Source organism: Pseudomonas sp. MG-9 (assembly GCF_018729515.1).
Taxonomy (GTDB): domain Bacteria; phylum Pseudomonadota; class Gammaproteobacteria; order Pseudomonadales; family Pseudomonadaceae; genus Aquipseudomonas; species Aquipseudomonas serboccidentalis.
This window is the reverse complement of sequence record NZ_JAHHZH010000006.1, coordinates 195,035-212,531: the sequence shown is the minus strand read 5'-3', so window position 1 is coordinate 212,531 and position 17,497 is coordinate 195,035. Positions and strand designations below refer to the sequence as shown.

Annotated in this window: 22 protein-coding genes; 8 read left to right on the top strand and 14 right to left on the bottom strand. The window is 60.8% G+C overall.

Annotated elements, in window-relative coordinates; genetic code table 11:
• Positions 1–81: 81 nt before the first annotated feature.
• The 3 genes from yihG to KKQ10_RS17545 are packed head-to-tail and all read right to left on the bottom strand — an operon-like array spanning position 82 to position 3,474.
• Positions 82–987: a 1-acylglycerol-3-phosphate O-acyltransferase, YihG family gene (gene yihG, locus KKQ10_RS17555; protein WP_127651130.1), complete on the bottom strand. Its 906-nt coding sequence runs from the start codon at positions 985–987 to the stop codon at positions 82–84.
• Positions 988–3,087, bottom strand: coding sequence for a phosphate acetyltransferase (gene pta, locus KKQ10_RS17550; protein WP_215501814.1), 2,100 nt, complete (start codon positions 3,085–3,087; stop codon positions 988–990).
• 60 nt (positions 3,088–3,147) lie between these two features.
• Positions 3,148–3,474 (bottom strand): DUF3565 domain-containing protein, encoded by a 327-nt coding sequence (locus tag KKQ10_RS17545; protein ID WP_080593221.1) that lies wholly within the window; start codon positions 3,472–3,474, stop codon positions 3,148–3,150.
• On the opposite strand from KKQ10_RS17545, the gene KKQ10_RS17540 reads away from it, so the two are divergent.
• From KKQ10_RS17540 to KKQ10_RS17530, 3 genes are all read left to right on the top strand, one after another.
• Entirely contained in the window at positions 3,443–3,928 is a 486-nt protein-coding gene (locus tag KKQ10_RS17540; RefSeq protein ID WP_025109439.1) for an FKBP-type peptidyl-prolyl cis-trans isomerase, read from the top strand. The genes KKQ10_RS17545 and KKQ10_RS17540 overlap by 32 nt on opposite strands.
• A gap of 123 nt (positions 3,929–4,051) precedes the next feature.
• Positions 4,052–4,534 (top strand): glutathione peroxidase, encoded by a 483-nt coding sequence (locus KKQ10_RS17535; RefSeq protein WP_095190878.1) that lies wholly within the window; start codon positions 4,052–4,054, stop codon positions 4,532–4,534.
• A 199-nt stretch (positions 4,535–4,733) separates the two neighbouring features.
• On the top strand, positions 4,734–5,837 hold the full coding sequence (locus KKQ10_RS17530) for an NADH:flavin oxidoreductase (RefSeq protein WP_215501813.1): 1,104 nt from the start codon (positions 4,734–4,736) through the stop codon (positions 5,835–5,837).
• 110 nt (positions 5,838–5,947) lie between these two features.
• On the opposite strand, the gene KKQ10_RS17525 is transcribed toward KKQ10_RS17530, so the two are convergent.
• Both KKQ10_RS17525 and cysZ read right to left on the bottom strand, forming a co-directional pair.
• Positions 5,948–7,147: a glycosyltransferase family 4 protein gene (locus KKQ10_RS17525; protein WP_215501812.1), complete on the bottom strand. Its 1,200-nt coding sequence runs from the start codon at positions 7,145–7,147 to the stop codon at positions 5,948–5,950.
• Positions 7,148–7,201: 54 nt separating this feature from the next.
• A complete protein-coding gene (gene cysZ / locus KKQ10_RS17520; protein ID WP_215501811.1) occupies positions 7,202–7,954 on the bottom strand; it encodes a sulfate transporter CysZ in 753 nt (250 codons plus the stop codon).
• Between the two features lie 311 nt (positions 7,955–8,265).
• On the opposite strand from cysZ, the gene trxB reads away from it, so the two are divergent.
• Positions 8,266–9,228, top strand: a complete 963-nt coding sequence (gene trxB / locus KKQ10_RS17515; RefSeq protein ID WP_003221727.1) for a thioredoxin-disulfide reductase — start codon at positions 8,266–8,268, stop codon at positions 9,226–9,228.
• A 183-nt stretch (positions 9,229–9,411) separates the two neighbouring features.
• Here trxB and KKQ10_RS17510 read toward each other — a convergent pair whose 3' ends face one another.
• The 6 genes from KKQ10_RS17510 to KKQ10_RS17485 form a co-directional block, all read right to left on the bottom strand.
• Positions 9,412–9,750 carry a HopJ type III effector protein gene (locus tag KKQ10_RS17510; RefSeq protein WP_127651126.1) on the bottom strand — a complete coding sequence of 113 codons (339 nt, stop codon included), beginning with the start codon at positions 9,748–9,750 and terminating at the stop codon, positions 9,412–9,414.
• The gene (locus KKQ10_RS17505; RefSeq protein ID WP_215501810.1) at positions 9,743–10,039 is read right to left on the bottom strand and encodes a DUF1244 domain-containing protein; all 297 of its coding nucleotides are present in this window, start codon (positions 10,037–10,039) and stop codon (positions 9,743–9,745) included. Before KKQ10_RS17505 ends, KKQ10_RS17510 begins: the two co-directional genes overlap by 8 nt.
• Before the next feature lie 98 nt (positions 10,040–10,137).
• Positions 10,138–10,509 carry a dihydroneopterin triphosphate 2'-epimerase gene (gene folX, locus KKQ10_RS17500; protein ID WP_047597813.1) on the bottom strand — a complete coding sequence of 124 codons (372 nt, stop codon included), beginning with the start codon at positions 10,507–10,509 and terminating at the stop codon, positions 10,138–10,140.
• The gene (gene folE, locus KKQ10_RS17495) at positions 10,510–11,070 is read right to left on the bottom strand and encodes a GTP cyclohydrolase I FolE (protein ID WP_215501809.1); all 561 of its coding nucleotides are present in this window, start codon (positions 11,068–11,070) and stop codon (positions 10,510–10,512) included.
• Between the two features lie 21 nt (positions 11,071–11,091).
• Complete coding sequence (folM, locus tag KKQ10_RS17490) at positions 11,092–11,802, bottom strand: dihydromonapterin reductase (protein WP_215501808.1); 711 nt, start codon at positions 11,800–11,802, stop codon at positions 11,092–11,094.
• A 131-nt stretch (positions 11,803–11,933) separates the two neighbouring features.
• Positions 11,934–12,503 (bottom strand): antibiotic biosynthesis monooxygenase, encoded by a 570-nt coding sequence (locus KKQ10_RS17485; protein ID WP_127651124.1) that lies wholly within the window; start codon positions 12,501–12,503, stop codon positions 11,934–11,936.
• A gap of 212 nt (positions 12,504–12,715) precedes the next feature.
• Here KKQ10_RS17485 and KKQ10_RS17480 point away from each other — a divergent pair, with 212 nt between their 5' ends.
• Entirely contained in the window at positions 12,716–13,675 is a 960-nt protein-coding gene (locus KKQ10_RS17480; protein ID WP_215501807.1) for a MerR family transcriptional regulator, read from the top strand.
• A 3-nt stretch (positions 13,676–13,678) separates the two neighbouring features.
• Here KKQ10_RS17480 and KKQ10_RS17475 read toward each other — a convergent pair whose 3' ends face one another.
• Positions 13,679–14,284, bottom strand: coding sequence for a hypothetical protein (locus tag KKQ10_RS17475; RefSeq protein ID WP_127651122.1), 606 nt, complete (start codon positions 14,282–14,284; stop codon positions 13,679–13,681).
• Between the two features lie 55 nt (positions 14,285–14,339).
• Complete coding sequence (locus KKQ10_RS17470; protein ID WP_215501806.1) at positions 14,340–14,816, bottom strand: PAS domain-containing protein; 477 nt, start codon at positions 14,814–14,816, stop codon at positions 14,340–14,342.
• A gap of 153 nt (positions 14,817–14,969) precedes the next feature.
• Between KKQ10_RS17470 and KKQ10_RS17465 the strand changes: the two genes are divergently transcribed.
• On the top strand, positions 14,970–15,425 hold the full coding sequence (locus KKQ10_RS17465; RefSeq protein ID WP_215501805.1) for a flavodoxin: 456 nt from the start codon (positions 14,970–14,972) through the stop codon (positions 15,423–15,425).
• On the opposite strand, the gene KKQ10_RS17460 is transcribed toward KKQ10_RS17465, so the two are convergent.
• The gene (locus KKQ10_RS17460) at positions 15,415–16,302 is read right to left on the bottom strand and encodes a LysR family transcriptional regulator (protein ID WP_215501804.1); all 888 of its coding nucleotides are present in this window, start codon (positions 16,300–16,302) and stop codon (positions 15,415–15,417) included. The two genes, KKQ10_RS17465 and KKQ10_RS17460, sit on opposite strands and share 11 nt — an antisense overlap.
• Positions 16,303–16,399: 97 nt before the next feature.
• On the opposite strand from KKQ10_RS17460, the gene KKQ10_RS17455 reads away from it, so the two are divergent.
• Together KKQ10_RS17455 and KKQ10_RS17450 are read left to right on the top strand one after the other, a co-directional pair.
• On the top strand, positions 16,400–16,786 hold the full coding sequence (locus KKQ10_RS17455) for a CidA/LrgA family protein (RefSeq protein WP_127651118.1): 387 nt from the start codon (positions 16,400–16,402) through the stop codon (positions 16,784–16,786).
• Entirely contained in the window at positions 16,776–17,462 is a 687-nt protein-coding gene (locus KKQ10_RS17450) for an LrgB family protein (protein ID WP_215501803.1), read from the top strand. Before KKQ10_RS17455 ends, KKQ10_RS17450 begins: the two co-directional genes overlap by 11 nt.
• The last annotated feature ends 35 nt before the right edge of the window (positions 17,463–17,497 follow it).

Sequence of the window (17,497 nt, the reverse complement as noted above, 5' to 3'; positions counted from 1 at the left end):
TGCTCGCGATAGCGGTGTGTCATTCAACATTTGCGGTGGCGGATCCACCGCTATCGCGAGCAGGCTCACTCCTACAGGGGGTTAGCGTTTGGCTGGATACTCGCGGTGCATCTGTTCCAGCAACGCATCCTTGTCCTGCCACAGCTGATTGATCCAGCCCTGAAACTGCAGGCGGTATTCGCCGTCCTGATCGTAGTTCTTGCCGATGAACGCCGGCGGAATCCGCAGCTCTTCAAAGTGCACCACCACGTCGCGCACATTGCCGCACAACAAATCCCAGAAGCCCGGACGCCCGCCTGGGTAGTGGATGGTCACGTTGACGATCGACTCCAGTTGTTCACCCATCGCGTCCAGCACAAACGCAATGCCACCAGCCTTGGGCTTGAGCAGGTATTTGAACGGTGATTGCTGCTGCGCATGCTTGCCTTCGGTGAAGCGCGTGCCCTCGACGAAGTTGAAAATCCCCACCGGGTTGTTGCGGAATTTCGCGCAGGTCTTGCGCGTGGTTTCCAGGTCCTTGCCTTTCTTTTCCGGGTGCTTTTCCAGATAGGCCTTGGAGTAGCGCTTCATGAACGGAAAGCCCAGTGCCCACCACGCCAGACCGATCACCGGGACCCAGATCAACTCCTGCTTGAGGAAGAACTTCAACGGCTGAATACGCCGGTTGAGCACGTATTGCAGCACCAGAATGTCGACCCAGCTCTGGTGGTTGCTGGTGATCAGGTACGAGTGTTGGTAGTCCAGGCCTTGCAGGCCGCTGACGTGCCAGCGCGTGCGGCGCACCAGGTTCATCCAGGCCTTGTTGTTGCTGATCCACGCTTCGTGGGTGTGGCTCATCAGCCACAGCGAGGCGCGTCGGGCGAGGTCGAACGGCAGCACTTTGATCAGCGCCACGCAGAACAGAAACGAGCACAGCAGAATCGTATTGAGCGCCAGCAACAACGAGGCGATCACGCCGCGCAGCGGTGCAGGGAGAAAGTCCAGCATTTACACATCCATAGGTCGGTTGGCGGCTTGAATCGCGGTCAGGGCGATGGTGTAGACAATGTCGTCGACCTGCGCGCCGCGCGGCAGATCGTTCACCGGTTTGCGCAGGCCTTGCAGCATCGGGCCGAGGCTGACGCAGTCGGCGCTGCGTTGCACGGCTTTGTGGGTGGTGTTGCCGGTGTTCAGGTCAGGGAACACGAACACCGTGGCGCGACCGGCCACCTGGCTGTTCGGCGCCAGTTGCCGGGCGACTTCTGCGTTGGCAGCCGCATCGTATTGCAGCGGGCCGTCGATCAGCAGCGAATGCTGTTGCTCATGGGCGAGCAGGGTGGCTTCGCGGACTTTCTCGACTTCTTCACCGCTGGCGGATTCGCCGCTGGAGTAGCTGATCATCGCCACCCGTGGGGTGATGCCGAATGCCGCCGCCGAGTCGGCGCTTTGCAGAGCGATCTCGGCCAGTTCTGTTGCGCTCGGGTGCGGGTTCATCACGCAGTCACCGTAAACCAGCACTTCTTCGGGAAACAGCATGAAGAATACCGAGGACACCAGCGTGCAGCCCGGCGCGGTCTTGATCAGTTGCAGGGCCGGGCGGATGGTGTTGGCGGTGGTGTTGATCACACCCGACACCAGCCCGTCGACTTCATCCAGCGCGAGCATCATCGTGCCGATCACCACGGTGTCTTCCAGTTGCTGTTCGGCCATCGGCGCGTTGAGGCTTTTGCTCTTGCGCAGGGCGACCATCGGCTCGATGTAACGTTCGCGGATCAGGTCCGGATCAAGGATTTCCAGCCCCGGCGGCAACTCGATGCCCTGAGCGCGGGCCACGGCTTCGACGTCCTCGGGTTTGGCCAGCAACACGCAACGGGCGATCCCGCGCTCCTGACAGATCGCCGCCGCTTGCACGGTGAGCGGCTCGCTGCCTTCGGGCAGGACGATGCGCTTGTTCGCCGACTGCGCCCGTTGAATCAATTGATAACGGAACACGGCGGGCGACAGGCGCATTTCTCGCGGCGTACCGCAGCGTTGATGCAGCCACTTGGCGTCGAGATGGCTGGCGACGAAATCGGTGATGATCTCCGCGCGTTCGCGGTCATCGATGGGGATTTCCTTGTTCAGACCGTTGAGCAGGTTGGCGGTGTCGTAGGAGCCGGTGCTCACCGACAGCACCGGCAAACCGGCCTGCAACGCGCCACGACACAAGTCCATGATGCGCGGATCGGGCAGGGTGTCGCTGGTCAGCAACAGGCCGGCCAGCGGTACGCCATTGAGCGCCGCGAGGCTGACCGCGAGGATGATGTCGTCGCGGTCACCCGGGGTCACCACCAGCACGCCGGGCTTGAGCAGCTCCACGGTGTTGCGCATGGTGCGCGCGCAAATAATGATTTTGGTCATGCGCCGGGTTTCGTAGTCGCCGGCGTTGAGCACCTGCGCGCCCATCAGGTCGGCGACGTCACGGGTGCGCGGTGCGTTGAGTTCCGGCTGAAACGGAATGCAGCCGAGCAGGCGGAAATCACCGCTGCGCAACAACGGCGAATGTTCCTTCAGACGCGCGGCGAAGGCGTCCATGCTCTCGTCGGTCTTGACCTTGTTGAGGATCACCCCGAGGACTTTCGGGTCTTTCGGGCCACCGAACAATTGCGCCTGCAATTCCACGCGGCCGGAGAGTTCGGCGAGGACTTCGTTTTCCGGCGCCGAGACCAGAATCACCTCGGCATCCAGGCTTTTCGCCAGATGCAGGTTGACGCGCGCGGCGTAGCTGGCGCTGCGGGTCGGCACCATGCCTTCGACCACCAGCACGTCTTTGCCGATGGCGGCTTGCTGATAAAGGGCGATGATTTCTTCGAGCAGTTCGTCGAGCTGGCCGTCACCAAGCATCCGCTCGACATGGGCCAGGCCCAGTGGTTGCGGCGGTTTCAGGCCGTGGGTGCGCGCCACCAGTTCGGTGGAACGCTCGGGGCCGGTGTCGCCCGGATGTGGCTGGGCAATCGGTTTGAAGAAGCCGACTTTCAGTCCGGCCCGCTCCAGGGTACGCACCAGCCCGAGGCTGATGGAGGTCAGGCCCACGCCAAAATCGGTGGGTGCGATAAAAAAAGTTTGCATGCGGATTCTCTAAGGGTGCATGGCAATGGTGGCGATCTATACGTGACTGCCTACCGAAATTCAGTCGCCAAGGTTATCGCTAACCGAGCCTTGTGCGCACCAACCGCAGGCAAAGGGTTGGCCTATTTTTTCAATACGTTGCGCCGGGTCGAGGACCCAGGCGCGCGATTGCCATGGCGGCTGGTGGCGCAGGTGCTGGGTGTGGCCACAGGAAAGCTCGGCCACCCAGTGACCGTCCTCGTCCTGATGGAAACCGGTGATCGTCGAATCCCGTTTGTCCGGGTTGTGTTCGCTTTCGCGCGATTGCTTCGCTAAACTTGGCCTTTCTATATTCTTATGCAAAAGGTCTCGCCCCATGCTGATCGCCGCCAATAAGGCTGTCTCCATCGACTATACCCTGACCAACGACGCTGGTGAGGTCATCGACAGCTCCGCCGGCGGCGCTCCGCTGGTCTACCTGCAAGGCGCAGGCAACATCATCCCGGGCCTGGAAAAAGCCCTGGAAGGCAAAGCTGTTGGTGACGAGCTGGAAGTTTCCGTTGAGCCGGAAGACGCTTATGGCGAATACGCTGCCGAACTGGTCAGCACCCTGAGCCGCAGCATGTTCGAAGGCGTTGACGAGCTGGAAGTCGGCATGCAATTCCACGCTTCGGCGCCGGACGGCCAGATGCAGATCGTGACCATCCGTGACCTGGACGGCGACGACGTCACCGTCGACGGTAACCACCCACTGGCCGGTCAGCGCCTGAACTTCAAAGTGAAGGTCGTTGATATCCGTGATGCCAGCCAGGAAGAAATCGCTCATGGCCACGTCCATGGCGAAGGTGGCCATCACCACTGATTTTCTGCGCTAAGCTTCGAGTACTGGAGAGGCGCCTGCGGGCGCCTTTTTAGTCCGCGGCTGTCCTTGGTGGTCTCGCCAAGTGGCTGTTTCGAGTAGAACACGGGAATCCTGGAGTACGTCATGAGTGCTTTTCACGACCTTAAGTTGACAGCCCTGGATGGTCAGGAGCTACCGCTGGCGCCTTTCAAGGGCCAAGTCGTGCTGGTGGTCAACGTCGCCTCCAAATGCGGCTTGACCCCACAGTACGCGGCACTGGAAAACCTCTACCAGCAATTCAAAGGCAAAGGCTTCAGTGTGCTGGGCCTGCCGTGCAATCAGTTTGCCGGTCAGGAACCTGGTAGCGAACAGGAAATTCAAGAGTTCTGCAGCCTCAACTACGGTGTCACCTTTCCGTTGTCGAGCAAACTCGAAGTCAACGGTCACGACCGTCATCAGCTCTACCGCCTGCTGGCGGGCGAGGGCGCGGAGTTTCCCGGTGACATCACCTGGAACTTCGAGAAATTCCTGCTCGGCAAGGACGGCCGGGTGCTGGCGCGATTCTCGCCGCGCACTGCGCCGGATGATCCGACCATTGTTCACGCGATTGAAAAAGCGCTGAGCTGAACAGCAAGATCAAAAGATCGCAGCCTTCGGCAGCCCCTACAGTGATTCGGTAATTCGATTACAGGCAGGGGCTGCCGAAGGCTGCGATCTTTTGCTTTGTGTCTTTTGATCCTTGATCACCCAAATCAATAATGCTGTTCAAGGCTTGCGACTCTCCATATTATCGCCGTCATAAAGTCATTCCCTGCGGAGCCTTCCAATGCCGGTCCAAGCCCTGTTCAAACCGTTCCACCTCGGTACCCTCGAACTGCCGACCCGTGTGGTCATGGCGCCGATGACCCGCTCGTTTTCCCCGGGCGGCGTACCCAACTCCAAAGTCATCGAGTACTACCGTCGCCGTGCCGCCGCCGGCGTCGGCCTGATCATCACCGAAGGCACCACCGTCGGCCACGTTGCCTCCAACGGTTACCCGAACGTGCCGCAGTTCTTTGGTGACGCGCCATTGGCCGGCTGGAAAAAAGTCGTCGACGCGGTGCATGCCGAGGGCGGCAAGATTGTTCCGCAGCTGTGGCACGTGGGCAGCGTGCGCCGCATCGGCACCGAGCCGGACGCCAGCGTGCCGGGTTACGGCCCGTCGGAAAAACTCAAGGACGGTCAGGTCGTGGTGCACGGCATGAGCAAGCAGGACATTCAGGACGTCATCGCCGCATTCGCCCAGGCGGCCAAGGATGCGCAAAGCATCGGCATGGACGGCGTGGAGATCCACGGCGCCCACGGTTACCTGATCGACCAGTTCTTCTGGGAAGGCAGCAACCAGCGCACCGACGAGTACGGCGGCAGCCTGGCCAACCGTTCGCGTTTCGCCATCGAATTGATTCAAGCGGTGCGCGCTGCGGTCGGTGAGGGTTTCCCGATCATTTTCCGCTTCTCGCAGTGGAAACAGCAGGACTACACCGCACGTCTGGTGCAGACCCCGGAGGCCCTGGGTGAATTCCTCAAGCCGCTGGCCGATGCCGGTGTGGACATTTTCCACTGCTCGACGCGGCGTTTCTGGGAGCCTGAGTTCGACGGTTCCGAGCTGAACCTGGCCGGCTGGACGCGCAAGCTGACCGGCAAGCCGACCATCACGGTTGGCAGCGTCGGCCTGGATGGCGAGTTCCTGCAGTTCATGGTCAATACTGACAAGGTCGCGCAACCGGCGAGCCTGGAGAAACTGCTGGAGCGTCTGAACAACGACGAGTTCGATCTGGTGGCGGTGGGCCGTGCGCTGCTGGTGGATCCGGACTGGGCGCTGAAAGTCCGTGAAGGGCGTGAGCAGGACATTCTGCCGTTCAGCCGTGAGGCGTTGATGACGCTGGTTTAAGCGCTGTCAGTACCGACGCCCTCGCGAGCAGGCTCACTTCTACACTGGAATGCGTTCCAAATTGTAGGAGTGAGCCTGCTCGCGATGGCTGTTTCAAAATCTGCAGAAACCTAAGGCAATGTCTGCGCATTCGGCAACACCTGCTCCCCCACACATGCCCCACGCAAATGCTTTTCAAACTGCTCGATGATCGCCGCCCACCCCTGACGGCTGGCATGCTGGCGGGCATTCAGGCGCACGCAACGCAACGTCTCATCCTCCTCCAGCAACCATGCCGCCGCATCGCAGAACGCCTCTTCATCACCGGGCATCGCCAACACACCGTTGTAGCCATGGCGAATGTGCTGCGCCGCTGCGGCCTGATCGTACGCCACCACTCCCAGGCCGGAAGCCAACGCTTCGAGCACCACGTTGCCGAAGGTTTCGGTCATGCTCGGGAACAGGAAAATATCCCCCGAGGCATAGTGCGCGGCCAGCGCTTCGCCGCGTTGTGAGCCACAGAAAATCGCCTCCGGCAGCTCCTTTTCCAGCGCAAGCCGTTGCGGGCCGTCGCCGACCACGATCAGCTTCAGGTTGCGCTGTGGATAAGTGCTACGCAGTGTGTCGAAGCAACGCTTGAGCAGGCCGAGGTTCTTCTCCGGGGCCAGGCGGCCGACGTGAATCACCGCGATGTCCTGCTCGCTCAGGCCCCATTGCTCACGCAAACCGTTCAGTCGCTTGGCTGGGTGAAACAACTGGCTGTCCACACCTCGTGAAAGCAAAGCGAGGCGGTCGAACTGGCGGCGCTCCAGTTCCAGTCGTTGACTGACACTGGGTACGAGGGTCATCGCCGAGCGGTTGTGGAACCAGCGCAGGTAATGGGTCAGCAAGCGCGTCAGCAAACCCAGCCCGTACTGGTTGGTGTACTGCTGGAAATTGGTGTGAAAACCGCTGACCACCGAGATCCCCAGGCGCCGCGCCGCCCGCAACGCTGACAAGCCAAGCGGGCCTTCGGTGGCGATGTACAGCACATCCGGGCGATGGCGCTTCCAGCGCCGCAGCAGTTTGTGCATCGACGACTGGCCCCATTGCAGCCCCGGGTACCCGGGCAACGGCCAGCCCCGACACAGCAGCAGCGCGTCATCCTCGCTGCGCTGCGGATCACTGGCCTGACGCGGCCGCACCAGCTCCACTTGATGCCCGCGCGCGCGCAATCCATCGCACAAACGGCCAAGGGTATTGGCCACCCCGTTGATTTCCGGTGGGAAGGTTTCGCTGATCAGAGTGATATGTAGAGCTGTCGTCATGACCTCAGTGTCGGCTGAGGCCATGTCGTGCCTGTGACGATCGGATGATGGATTTGTGACTGGGCGTTGGTGACCGGCTTAGCGTTGTGTGACGAGGTTCTCCGCACCGCGTTCGCGCACCCAGAACAGCGTCGCTCCGGCGACAGCGGCCGGCATCATCAGGATGTTGACCACTGGAATCAGCAGCACCAGATAGACGATCCCGCCAAAACTCATGCTCTGCCAGCGCTTTTCGCGCAGCCAGGCGAGCATTTCGTTCCAGCCCAGTTTGTGGTTGTCCGCCGGGTAGTCGATGTACTGGATTGCCATCATCCACACGCCGAACAGCAGCCACAGCGGTGCGGCGATAATGTTCACCACCGGTATGAAGGAGAGGATGAACAGGCCGATCGCGCGCGGCAGGAAGTAGCCGAGTTTGCGCATTTCCCGGGCGAGGGTGCGCGGGATCATCGCGATCAGTTCGCCCCAGCTGAACGCCGGGAAATCATCGGTGCCGCGCACCACCACTTCGACCTTTTCCGCGAGAAAACCGTTGAACGGCGCGGCGATGACGTTGGCGAGCATGGTGAAGGTGAAGAACACCATCAGCGCCACCAGCACCACGAACAGTGGCCAGAGGATGTAGCTGAGGAAGCTCAGCCAGTCGGGCAGCGACGGCATCAGGCTGTCGACCCACAGGCTGAACTGATGGCCAGCCAGATAGATCAATCCGACGAACAGCACCAGATTGATCGCCAGCGGCAACAACACGAACAGGCGCAGGCCTGGGCTGAGAACCAGTTTGAGGCCTTCGCGCAGGTATTGCGGGCCGGACAGAACAGGGGCGGGCATAAGGTGCTCCGAGCAAGGGAAAACGCGCCGACCTTACCGGCTTTGCACCAGTGGTGAAAGCGCGGCAGAGTGATCGACATGCACTGTAACAAAGACGTCCATCTCGTCAGTGTGTGCGCATAGAGACCACCTATGAGCTGGATTGTTAAACCGTATTTCCTTAATCTTGCCCCCCTCGATACGCTGCACCCAACTTTTTACAGGACTGTCGAGCTCATGCCTTCCCCAAGGTTATCCACAGTCCTTTTTTATTCCCGCCGGCAGTCCGGCGTTCCGCGCCAGTCTTTCGGCCCGGTCAACAGGAGCAGGTCATGTCTGAAGTCCGTCATTCGCGAGTGATTATTCTCGGTTCCGGCCCTGCCGGTTACAGTGCTGCGGTCTACGCCGCCCGTGCCAACCTCAAGCCACTGCTGATCACCGGCATGCAGGCCGGTGGTCAACTGACCACCACCACCGAAGTCGACAACTGGCCGGGCGACGTGCACGGCCTGACCGGCCCGGCACTGATGGAGCGGATGCGTGAGCACGCCGAGCGTTTTGAAACCGAGATCGTTTTCGATCACATCAACGCCGTGGACTTCGCTGCCAAGCCGTACACCCTGACCGGCGACAGCGCGACCTACACCTGCGACGCCCTGATCATCGCCACCGGCGCCAGCGCTCGTTATCTGGGCCTGCCGTCGGAAGAAGCGTTCATGGGCAAAGGCGTTTCTGCCTGCGCGACCTGCGACGGTTTCTTCTACCGCAACAAGCCAGTGGCGGTGGTGGGCGGCGGCAACACCGCTGTTGAAGAAGCGCTGTACCTGGCCAACATCGCCAGCACCGTGACCCTGATCCACCGTCGCGAAACCTTCCGCGCCGAGAAGATCCTGATCGACAAGCTCAACGCCCGCGTGGCCGAAGGCAAGATCATTCTCAAGTTGAACGCCAATCTCGACGAAGTGCTGGGCGACAACATGGGCGTGACCGGTGCGCGCCTGAAGAACAACGACGGCAGCTTCGACGAAATCAAGGTCGACGGCGTGTTCATCGCCATCGGCCACACCCCGAACACCTCGCTTTTCGAAGGCCAACTGACCCTGAAAGACGGTTACCTGGTGGTGCAGGGCGGCCGTGACGGCAACGCCACTGCGACCAGCGTCGAAGGCATCTTCGCTGCCGGCGACGTGGCTGACCACGTTTACCGTCAAGCCATCACCTCGGCCGGCGCCGGCTGCATGGCGGCACTGGACACCGAGCGTTACCTGGACGGTCTGCAGAACGCTTCGTTCTAAATCGCAGACACAAAAAAACCGGCTTCGGCCGGTTTTTTTATGCCCGTGATTTCTGGCACAACGCAGTTCCATTGTAGGAGCGAGCCTGCTCGCGATCGCGATTTATCAGGCAACTCATGTGTTGAATGTAAGATCGCTATCGCGAGCAGGCTCACTCCTACAGGGGTTGTGTCGGATATGAAATCAGCGACGGGTCAGCGGCTGGGCGGTGAACTTCACACCGGCCAGACCGTGCTTGATCAGCGCCCGGATATTGCCGTGATCGCTGCCCTCAGGCGTCGCCACCACCGAACGGTAATGTTCGCCGAACGCCAGCAGCGCTTCTTCATCGCTCAAGCCTTCCAGCAGCGCCAGCCCCAGGGTCTTGCACGAACCTTCGTTCTGCCCGGCCGCGTTTTCCACGCCGCCGTTGTTGAACGCTTGCGGCTGATAGTCGTAACCAGCGGCGATGAACGCCAGGGTGTCGGCGAAAAGGTGCTCGCCGCTCTTGAGGCTGGCGCGCAGGGTGTTCAGATCACTCATTGGGTTTTCCTTTGGCGAACGCCGTCTGTTGTTCGGCGCTGGCTTCTTGCTGGTATTGGGCTTTCCACTCGGCGTAAGGCATGCCGTAAACCACTTCACGGGCGTCGTCGAGGCTGACCTCGATCTGACGGTCATCGGCGGCGGCCTTGTACCACTTGGACAGGCAGTTGCGGCAAAACCCGGCAAGGTTCATCAGGTCGATGTTCTGCACGTCCTTGCGGCTGTCCAGATGGGCGACCAGCCGGCGGAAGGCGGCGGCTTCGAGTTCGAGGCGTTGTTGCTCGGTCATGGGGGTCTCTGCGAGACAGCTTCGAGCGGCGAGCTGCGAGCTGCAAGATTGGGTTGTGGGTGCCTTTAGCTTACCGCTTGCAGCTCGAAGCTTGAAGCTCAGCGGCTTGCCGCGAGGGTGATCGACACCGACTCGGCAAAACGCAGCGCATGCGGCTTGTCGACTTCGACTTCGGCGTACAGCACGGCGGTATTGCTCATCACCAGATCCAGCAGTTCCTGGGTCAGGCGTTCGAGCAGCGCAAAACGATTGCCCTCGACGTGGGCGATGATCGCCTTGGTGATGGTGCGGTAGTTCAGCGCGTGATCGATATCGTTGTCGCGCACCGCTTCCTGCGCGGCGTAGAGGATGGTCAGGTTGATCAGCACATCCTGCTTGTTGAGGATCTCGTCCTCGTTGATTCCGATAAAGGTGCGCAAGCGCAGATCCTTGACCCGGATGCGCGCCATTCCCGGTTGAAGTTGTGACATTTACTTGCTCCGTCCAATCAATTGCAGGAACTCCTGGCGGGTGTTGCTCGAGTCGCGAAAGGCGCCGAGCATGACCGAGGTGTTCATGGTCGAATTCTGTTTCTCGACACCGCGCATCATCATGCACATGTGCCGGGCCTCGATGACCACCGCGACGCCGGCGGCATCGGTGACTTGCTGCACCGCATCGGCAATCTGCCGGGTGAGGTTTTCCTGAATCTGCAGGCGCCGGGCGAACATGTCCACCAGCCGCGCGATCTTCGACAGCCCCAGCACCTTGCCCGTCGGAATATAAGCCACATGGGCCTTGCCGATGAAGGGCAGCAGGTGATGTTCGCACAATGAGTACAACTCGATGTCGGCGACGATGATCATTTCGTCGCTGTCGGAGGCGAACAGCGCGCCGTTGACGATCTCATCCACACTCTGTTCGTAGCCGTGACACAGGTACTGCATGGCCTTGGCCGCGCGCACCGGGGTGTCGAGCAGGCCTTCGCGGTCGGGGTTTTCACCGAGGCCGATGAGGATCTCGCGGTAATTCTCGGGCAGGGAACGGGTCATGGACATCCTCGCAGCAAGGCATTATTTGATGTGCCTTCCGCCGTTGACGGTCAGGGTCGTACCGGTGACATAAGGGTTGTCGAGCAGATAGCGCAGGCTCTGATAGATCACTTCGCTGCCGGGCTCGGTGCCCAGCGCGGATTTGGCCAGGGCCTTGGCACGGTACGCCGCGTCGTCGTCGGGATTGAACAATAGCAGGGCTGGCGCGATGCCGTTGACCTTGATCGCCGGCGCATAACGCGCGGCGAACGACAGGGTCAGGCTGTCGAGCCCGACCTTGCTGGCGCAATAACCGATGTGCTTGCTGCTGCCCTTGCGGGTGACGTCGTCGCTGATGTGGATGATGTCCGCAGGCGTCGAGCGCTGAAGCAGGTCGGCGCAGTGCAGGTTGATCAGATACGGCGCAAGCATGTGCACGTTGACCATGCGCATAAAGGCTTCGGCTTCGTTGTTCGGTGTTTCCGCCAGCCATTCGGAGGCGTTGTGGATGATCGCGCGCAGGCGCTCCGTGTGGGTTTTCAGTTCAGCGATAAAGGCGAGAATCCCTGCCTCGCTGGAAAAGTCCGCGAATACCCCGACAGCACCCAGATCACGCAGTGTCTGCACGCCCGGACGTTCAGTCCGGTAGGTGAAGATGACGCTGTGGCCGTCTTCGAGCAAACGCCGCGCGCAGTGCAGACCGACACGCTGGCCGGCACCGGTGATGAGGATCGGGGCGGAGGAAGTGGTCATGAATGGCTCGCGTCGCGGTTGGAGCAAAAACTATAACAGCGACGCTGCCGAAAAGATCGCAGCCTTCGGCAGCTCCTACAGAGGCGCATCCACCCTATAGAAGCTGTCGAGTGCGACGAGGCTGCGATCTTTTAGCGATTTTGTGCAGAAGGTGTCACCGGTAAAGGACGCGTCGGCGCGCTGTTCAACCAACCCGCCAGCAACCGCGTCGACAACGGAATGAAGAAGTACACCATCAACGGTGTCAGGCACGCCGTGCTGATCAACACGCGCGGCAACAGGCTCATCTCGGCGAGCAACGGCCCGAGGACAAAGTTGAACAGCAGCGATACCGGGAAGAACGCCAGCCAGATCGCCACCGCCTGTTTCCAGCGTGGGGGTCGCTGGCCTGCCGCGCCGAACCAGCCTTCGATGCCACTGACCCGATGTTCTTTGGGATGCGCGAACAGATCGCTGCCCCGCGACAGCCACGCGGTGCGTGAGGCCGAGTGCTCCCAGGCGTGCAGGGTCTGCTCGTCGACGAAGCGGAAAATGATCTGGAATTCGTTGTCACCGGGCGGCGGTGCGAGCACGCCGGAACCCAGGTAACCGGGGAAGTCAGTGGCCAGTTGTTCGCCTTCGCGCAGCCAGGCAATCAGCTCCTGATAGCGACCGTCGGCGACACGACGCGCCACCATCAGCGTGACGGGGGAAGTAGACATTTTGTATCTCCGTATTTCCAAGTGCGTCGCTCCGGGTAGGAGTTTCGCCATACGCAGGCTGGGGGTAGGGGCCTGCGCTTTTCAACAAGCAAGGATTATTCCTGATTTTGATGACAGTTTCAGAGACTTTCGTTCCTGTTCATGGGTTGAACCGATAGAGGACATCGGATGTAGAATGGGATCCAAATCTGATGAGCGGACACACCTGCATAATGGCTGTTATCACGGACGTTAGCCCTGCTTCGCAGGCATCTGCCGCGCTCGAACGCGAAGAGCTGTTCCCCATTCGTGAAGTGTCACGGCTGACCGGGGTGAACCCGGTCACGCTGCGAGCATGGGAGCGCCGCTACGGTTTGATTGAGCCGGTACGCACCGAAAGTGGGCATCGGCTGTACTCGATGACCGATATTGAGCGTGTGCGCAGCATTGTCGAGTGGATCGACCGTGGGGTAGCGGTCAGCAAGGTTGGCAAGATTCTCGCCAAGACCGAACCGCTGAAGGCGCTGTCGCAGATCATTTCCGATGACCAGGTGAAGGCGGACTATCAACAGTGGCAGGACCAGGTGCAGCGTGCGGTCAGCGCTTTCGACGATCTGGAACTGGATCGGGTCTACTCGCAGATCTTTGCATCCTACCCATTGCCGGTGGTGTTCCAGGACATTCTGTTGCCGCTGTGGCGACGCCTGCTTCAGCATCGCGAAGCGTTCGGGCAAACCAGTGAATGGCTGTTTCTCGATGGTTTTTTGCGCACCCGGGTGTTGGGGCGGATCCTCGTGTTACGCAAGCCGCAGCCGCGCAAAATCATCGTCAGCGCCCTGGCAGGGCATTGCCGTGAACTGGAATTGCTGGTGGCGGCGCTGTTTCTCAGCGGTGGAGAAACCGGGGTGCGGGTGTTGACGACGGAGCAGCCGTTCGACGAGTTGACCCTGGTCTGCGAAAAGATCAAACCTCAGGCATTGGTGCTGTTTTCCAATCATGCGCCGACAGCGGAGCTGCCGCGACGCCTGAATCGGCTGGCGCTGAGTCTCGATTGTCCGTTGTTGTTGGCCGGGGATGCGGCGGATCTGGCGCAAGACGCCCTGGCCGGTTCGCCGATCGGCTGCCTGGGCAACGAAGGCGCCACGATGCTGCAGCGCCTGACGCAATTTCTCGCGGGTAAACTCGATACCTGAAACTCAGGTGTGCAGGGCGGGGTGAGTCAGGCGATGTTGTTGCAGGATGAACTGGCGCAGACGCTCGGTTTCATCGGCATCGGTCTGGCTCAGCGCGTAGGCGAAGAAACCGTGCTCGGTTTCCCGCTCGAAATTGCCACGCAGGGAAATCCGCTCATAACCTGAAGGGCTGAACCACAGGGCGAAATGCTTGGGTGGCTTGGTCTTGTTGCGCATTTCCAGCAGCACGCCTTTGTGCGACACCTCGTGCACCCACATCATGCCCGGTTGGCCCTTGGCATTTTCCAGCGCCACTGGCTCTTCGAGGGTCAGTCGCCAAGGGCGAACCATCGGCCCGTCTTCGTAAATGCTCGGCACGCCCAGACGCAGGTGCAAGGCGTGGAATTCGTCTTCCACCAGATGCAGCGGGAAGGTCATTTGCTGATTTTCGAAGTTGGCCTGAATGGTCACTTGTTCATGAGCGGCCAGGCGCGTGAGCAGGTCACGGATCTGCGAACCGCCATTGACCAGCAGGCTCGACGTTGCATCCCGCACATTGAGCTGCGGGTTGTGCTGCATGGTCTGGATGAAATCCAGCTCATCCTGGGTCAAGAGGGCGTCGCGTTGCATGGCCTGGCTCGAAAGAAATAGTTACAAAGTCATTGGTGATTGTAGTTACTGACAGTTAGTTCGCAGTTTTGTTTTCGCCGTTCGTCGCTTTCAAGGCGGAGAGTTCGGCTTGCAGCGCAGCCACCTGCGCTTCCAGTTGCGCGACGCGTTGTTGCGCCTTGACCTGAACCGTGACGTCTTTCTGCACACCGACGAAATAGGTCTGGCCGTCGTCGGCATTTTTCACCGTCGACAGCGACAGTTCGTTCCAGAACGGCGTGCCGTCCTTGCGGTAGTTGCGCAGGATTTCCCGGCACGAGCCGCCATCGCGCAAGGTGTCGCGGATCAGCGTCAGGCTGGCCTGATCACGGTCTCCGGACTGCAGAAAGCGGCAGTCCTGATAAAGAATCTCTTCGCTGGTGTAACCGGTCAGGCGCTCGAAGGCCGGGTTTACGTAAATCAGGATGTTGTCCTGTTCACCTTCCTTCTCGGCTACCACGATTCCGTCATTCGACGCGTTGATCACCATTTGCAGCAGGCTGGCATTGATCATCAATGAATCCGTTCAGTGTTGATGTTGGCTGGCATTCTAGAAGTTCCAACGCCGCTGTCTACCGGCCACCACCGCTAATTGAGCGCGGATCGCGGCTTTTGTGTCGGGCTGCTACTATCCCGGCTCATTTTTTTCAGCTTCAGGATCAGATTGATGAAAGTCGCCATCCTCTCCGGCTCGGTTTATGGCACGGCCGAAGAAGTCGCCCGTCATGCGCAAGACCTGCTGAAAGACGCCGGTTTTGAAACCTTCTACAACCCACGCGCCAGCCTGGCGGACATCCAGGCGTTCGGCCCTGAAGCGTTGCTCGCCGTGACTTCGACCACCGGCATGGGCGAGCTGCCGGACAACTTGCAGCCGTTGTACTCAAGCATTCGCGATCAACTGCCCATGGCCTGGCGTGGCCTGCCGGGTGCGGTGATCGGTTTGGGCGATGCCAGTTATGGCGATACGTTCTGCGGTGGCGGCGAGCTGATGCGCGAATTGTTCGCTGAGCTCGGCGTGCGTGAGGTGCAGGAGATGCTGCGTCTGGACGCCAGCGAAAGCGTGACGCCGGAAACCGACGCCGAACCATGGCTGGCGCAATTGATCGCCACCCTCAAGGGCTGACCGCGCGCTCGCGCAGTAATGCCAGCCAGGCCTGGGCGGCTTTCGACAGATAGGCGCCCTGACGCCAGATGAAGGCGATGTCCCAGCGCAAGTAGTCTGGCGCGCGCAAGGTCAGGCGCACCACGCCCGGGCGCTCCAGTGCCCGGGCGACCACGCTGGGCAGCAACACCACGCCTTGCCCGGCGGCCACCAAGGCGACGAGAAAATCCGCCTGCCCGCTGCGCCCGCCTTCCTTGGGGGTGAAACCCATCTGTTGGCAGGCCTGCAGCAGGCGATCGTTGAGCACGAAGCTGCGCTGATACAGCAGGAATGGCGTCTCGGCCAATTCCTCCAGGCCAATCTCGCCGCGTGCCGCCAGCGGATGATCCACCGGCAGCAGCACATCGAGTTTCTCATCGCAGAACGGCTGAAAGTCGAACTGCGGGTCTTTCGGCAACAAGCTGCCGCCCAACTCCAGTTCGCCACTCAGCACCGCTTGCTCGACGTTGCGACTGCCGCCTTCAAGCAGTTGAATGCTGATGTTCGGATAGCGCCGCCGGTACTCGGCAAACAGCCCGGCGAACAGCGCGTCGCTGCCCAGCAACGGCAAGCCGAGGCGCAACTCCCCGCGCGCCAGATGACTCAGATCGTCCAGCTCCCTGAGCAGCTCATTGCGCAGGCGCAACATGCCTTCGGCCCGTTGCAGCACCACGCTGCCGGCAGCGGTCAGGCGCAGTTGTGAACCCAGCCGTTCAAGCAGCGGCGTGCCCAGGCTCTGTTCGAGTTGCGCGACTTGTTTGCTCACCGCCGACTGGCTGATGTGCAGGGTTTTCGCCGCTTGGGTAAAGCCGCCCTGATGCATGACTTCGACAAAACTGCGCAGCTGTTTGAATTCCATCTACCTGATTCCATTTTGGAATGGCTTCGAGTCTAACAATTCGCTTCGGGGATGACAGTCGGCTTCGTAAAATAAGCCCCTGTCAGGAGCAAAAATCATGAAACCCGCCCCACTCAAGCATCTTTCCCGTCTGTTGGCCGAACTGGCCGTGTTACTCGGCCTCTACCTGCTCGGTTGCCGGATCGCCGCATGGCTGGCCTGGCCGATTCCCGGTGGCGTAATCGGCATGGCCCTGTTGCTGCTGGCGTTCGCCTTCGGCTGGGTCAAACCGGCCGCGCTGCAGTTGGGCGCTGGGCTGTTGATGGCCGAGATGCTGCTGTTCTTTATTCCGGCGTTGATGAGCCTGCTCGATTACGGCGCGCTGCTGCGCAATGACGGCTGGCGGATCCTGCTGGTGATCGGCGTCAGCACCCTGATGGTGATGCTGGTGACCGCGTTCACCGTGGAGTTGGCTGTGCGAATGAGGCGTTCCCATGAAGTTTGAACTGATGCCGATGTTCTGGCTTGCCTTCACCTTGCTGGCGTACCTGTTCAGCCGCTGGATCTATCGGCGCACCGGGCGTTATTTGCTGTCGCCACTGATTCTGGTGCCGGCGCTGTTGCTGGCCCTCGCGGTGCCACTGCACACGGCGTATGCCGAATACGCCAGCAACACCCACTGGTTGATGCTGGTGCTCGGCCCGGTCACGGTCGCCTTCGCCGTGCCGATCTGGCAGCAGCGGCGTCTGCTGATGCAGCATTGGTCGGCGCTGCTGCTCGGCATGCTGGCCGGCAGCACCGCTTCCATCGCCACCTCGTTCGGATTGGCAAAGGCGTTGGCACTGGACAGTTCGGTGACGATGTCGTTGGTGCCGCGTTCGATCACCACGCCGTTCGCCATGCCGCTGGCGCAGGATCTTGGAGGCGTGCCGGAATTGACCGCGGTGTTCGTGATGTTTACCGGGGTCTTTGGCGCGATGCTCGGCGGGGTATTGCTCAAGTGGTTACCGCTGCGCAGTGCCTTGGCGCGCGGTGCGTTGTTCGGGGTCGGCGCGCACGGTGCCGGCGTCAGTCGGGCCCATGAAGTGGGCGGTGAGGAAGGCTCGGTGGCGGGGCTGGTGATGGTCCTGACCGGGCTGCTCAATCTGTTCGCCGCGCCTTTGTTGGCGTCGTTGCTTTGACATGGATCCAAGGAGATTGCATTGCTGACCCGCTC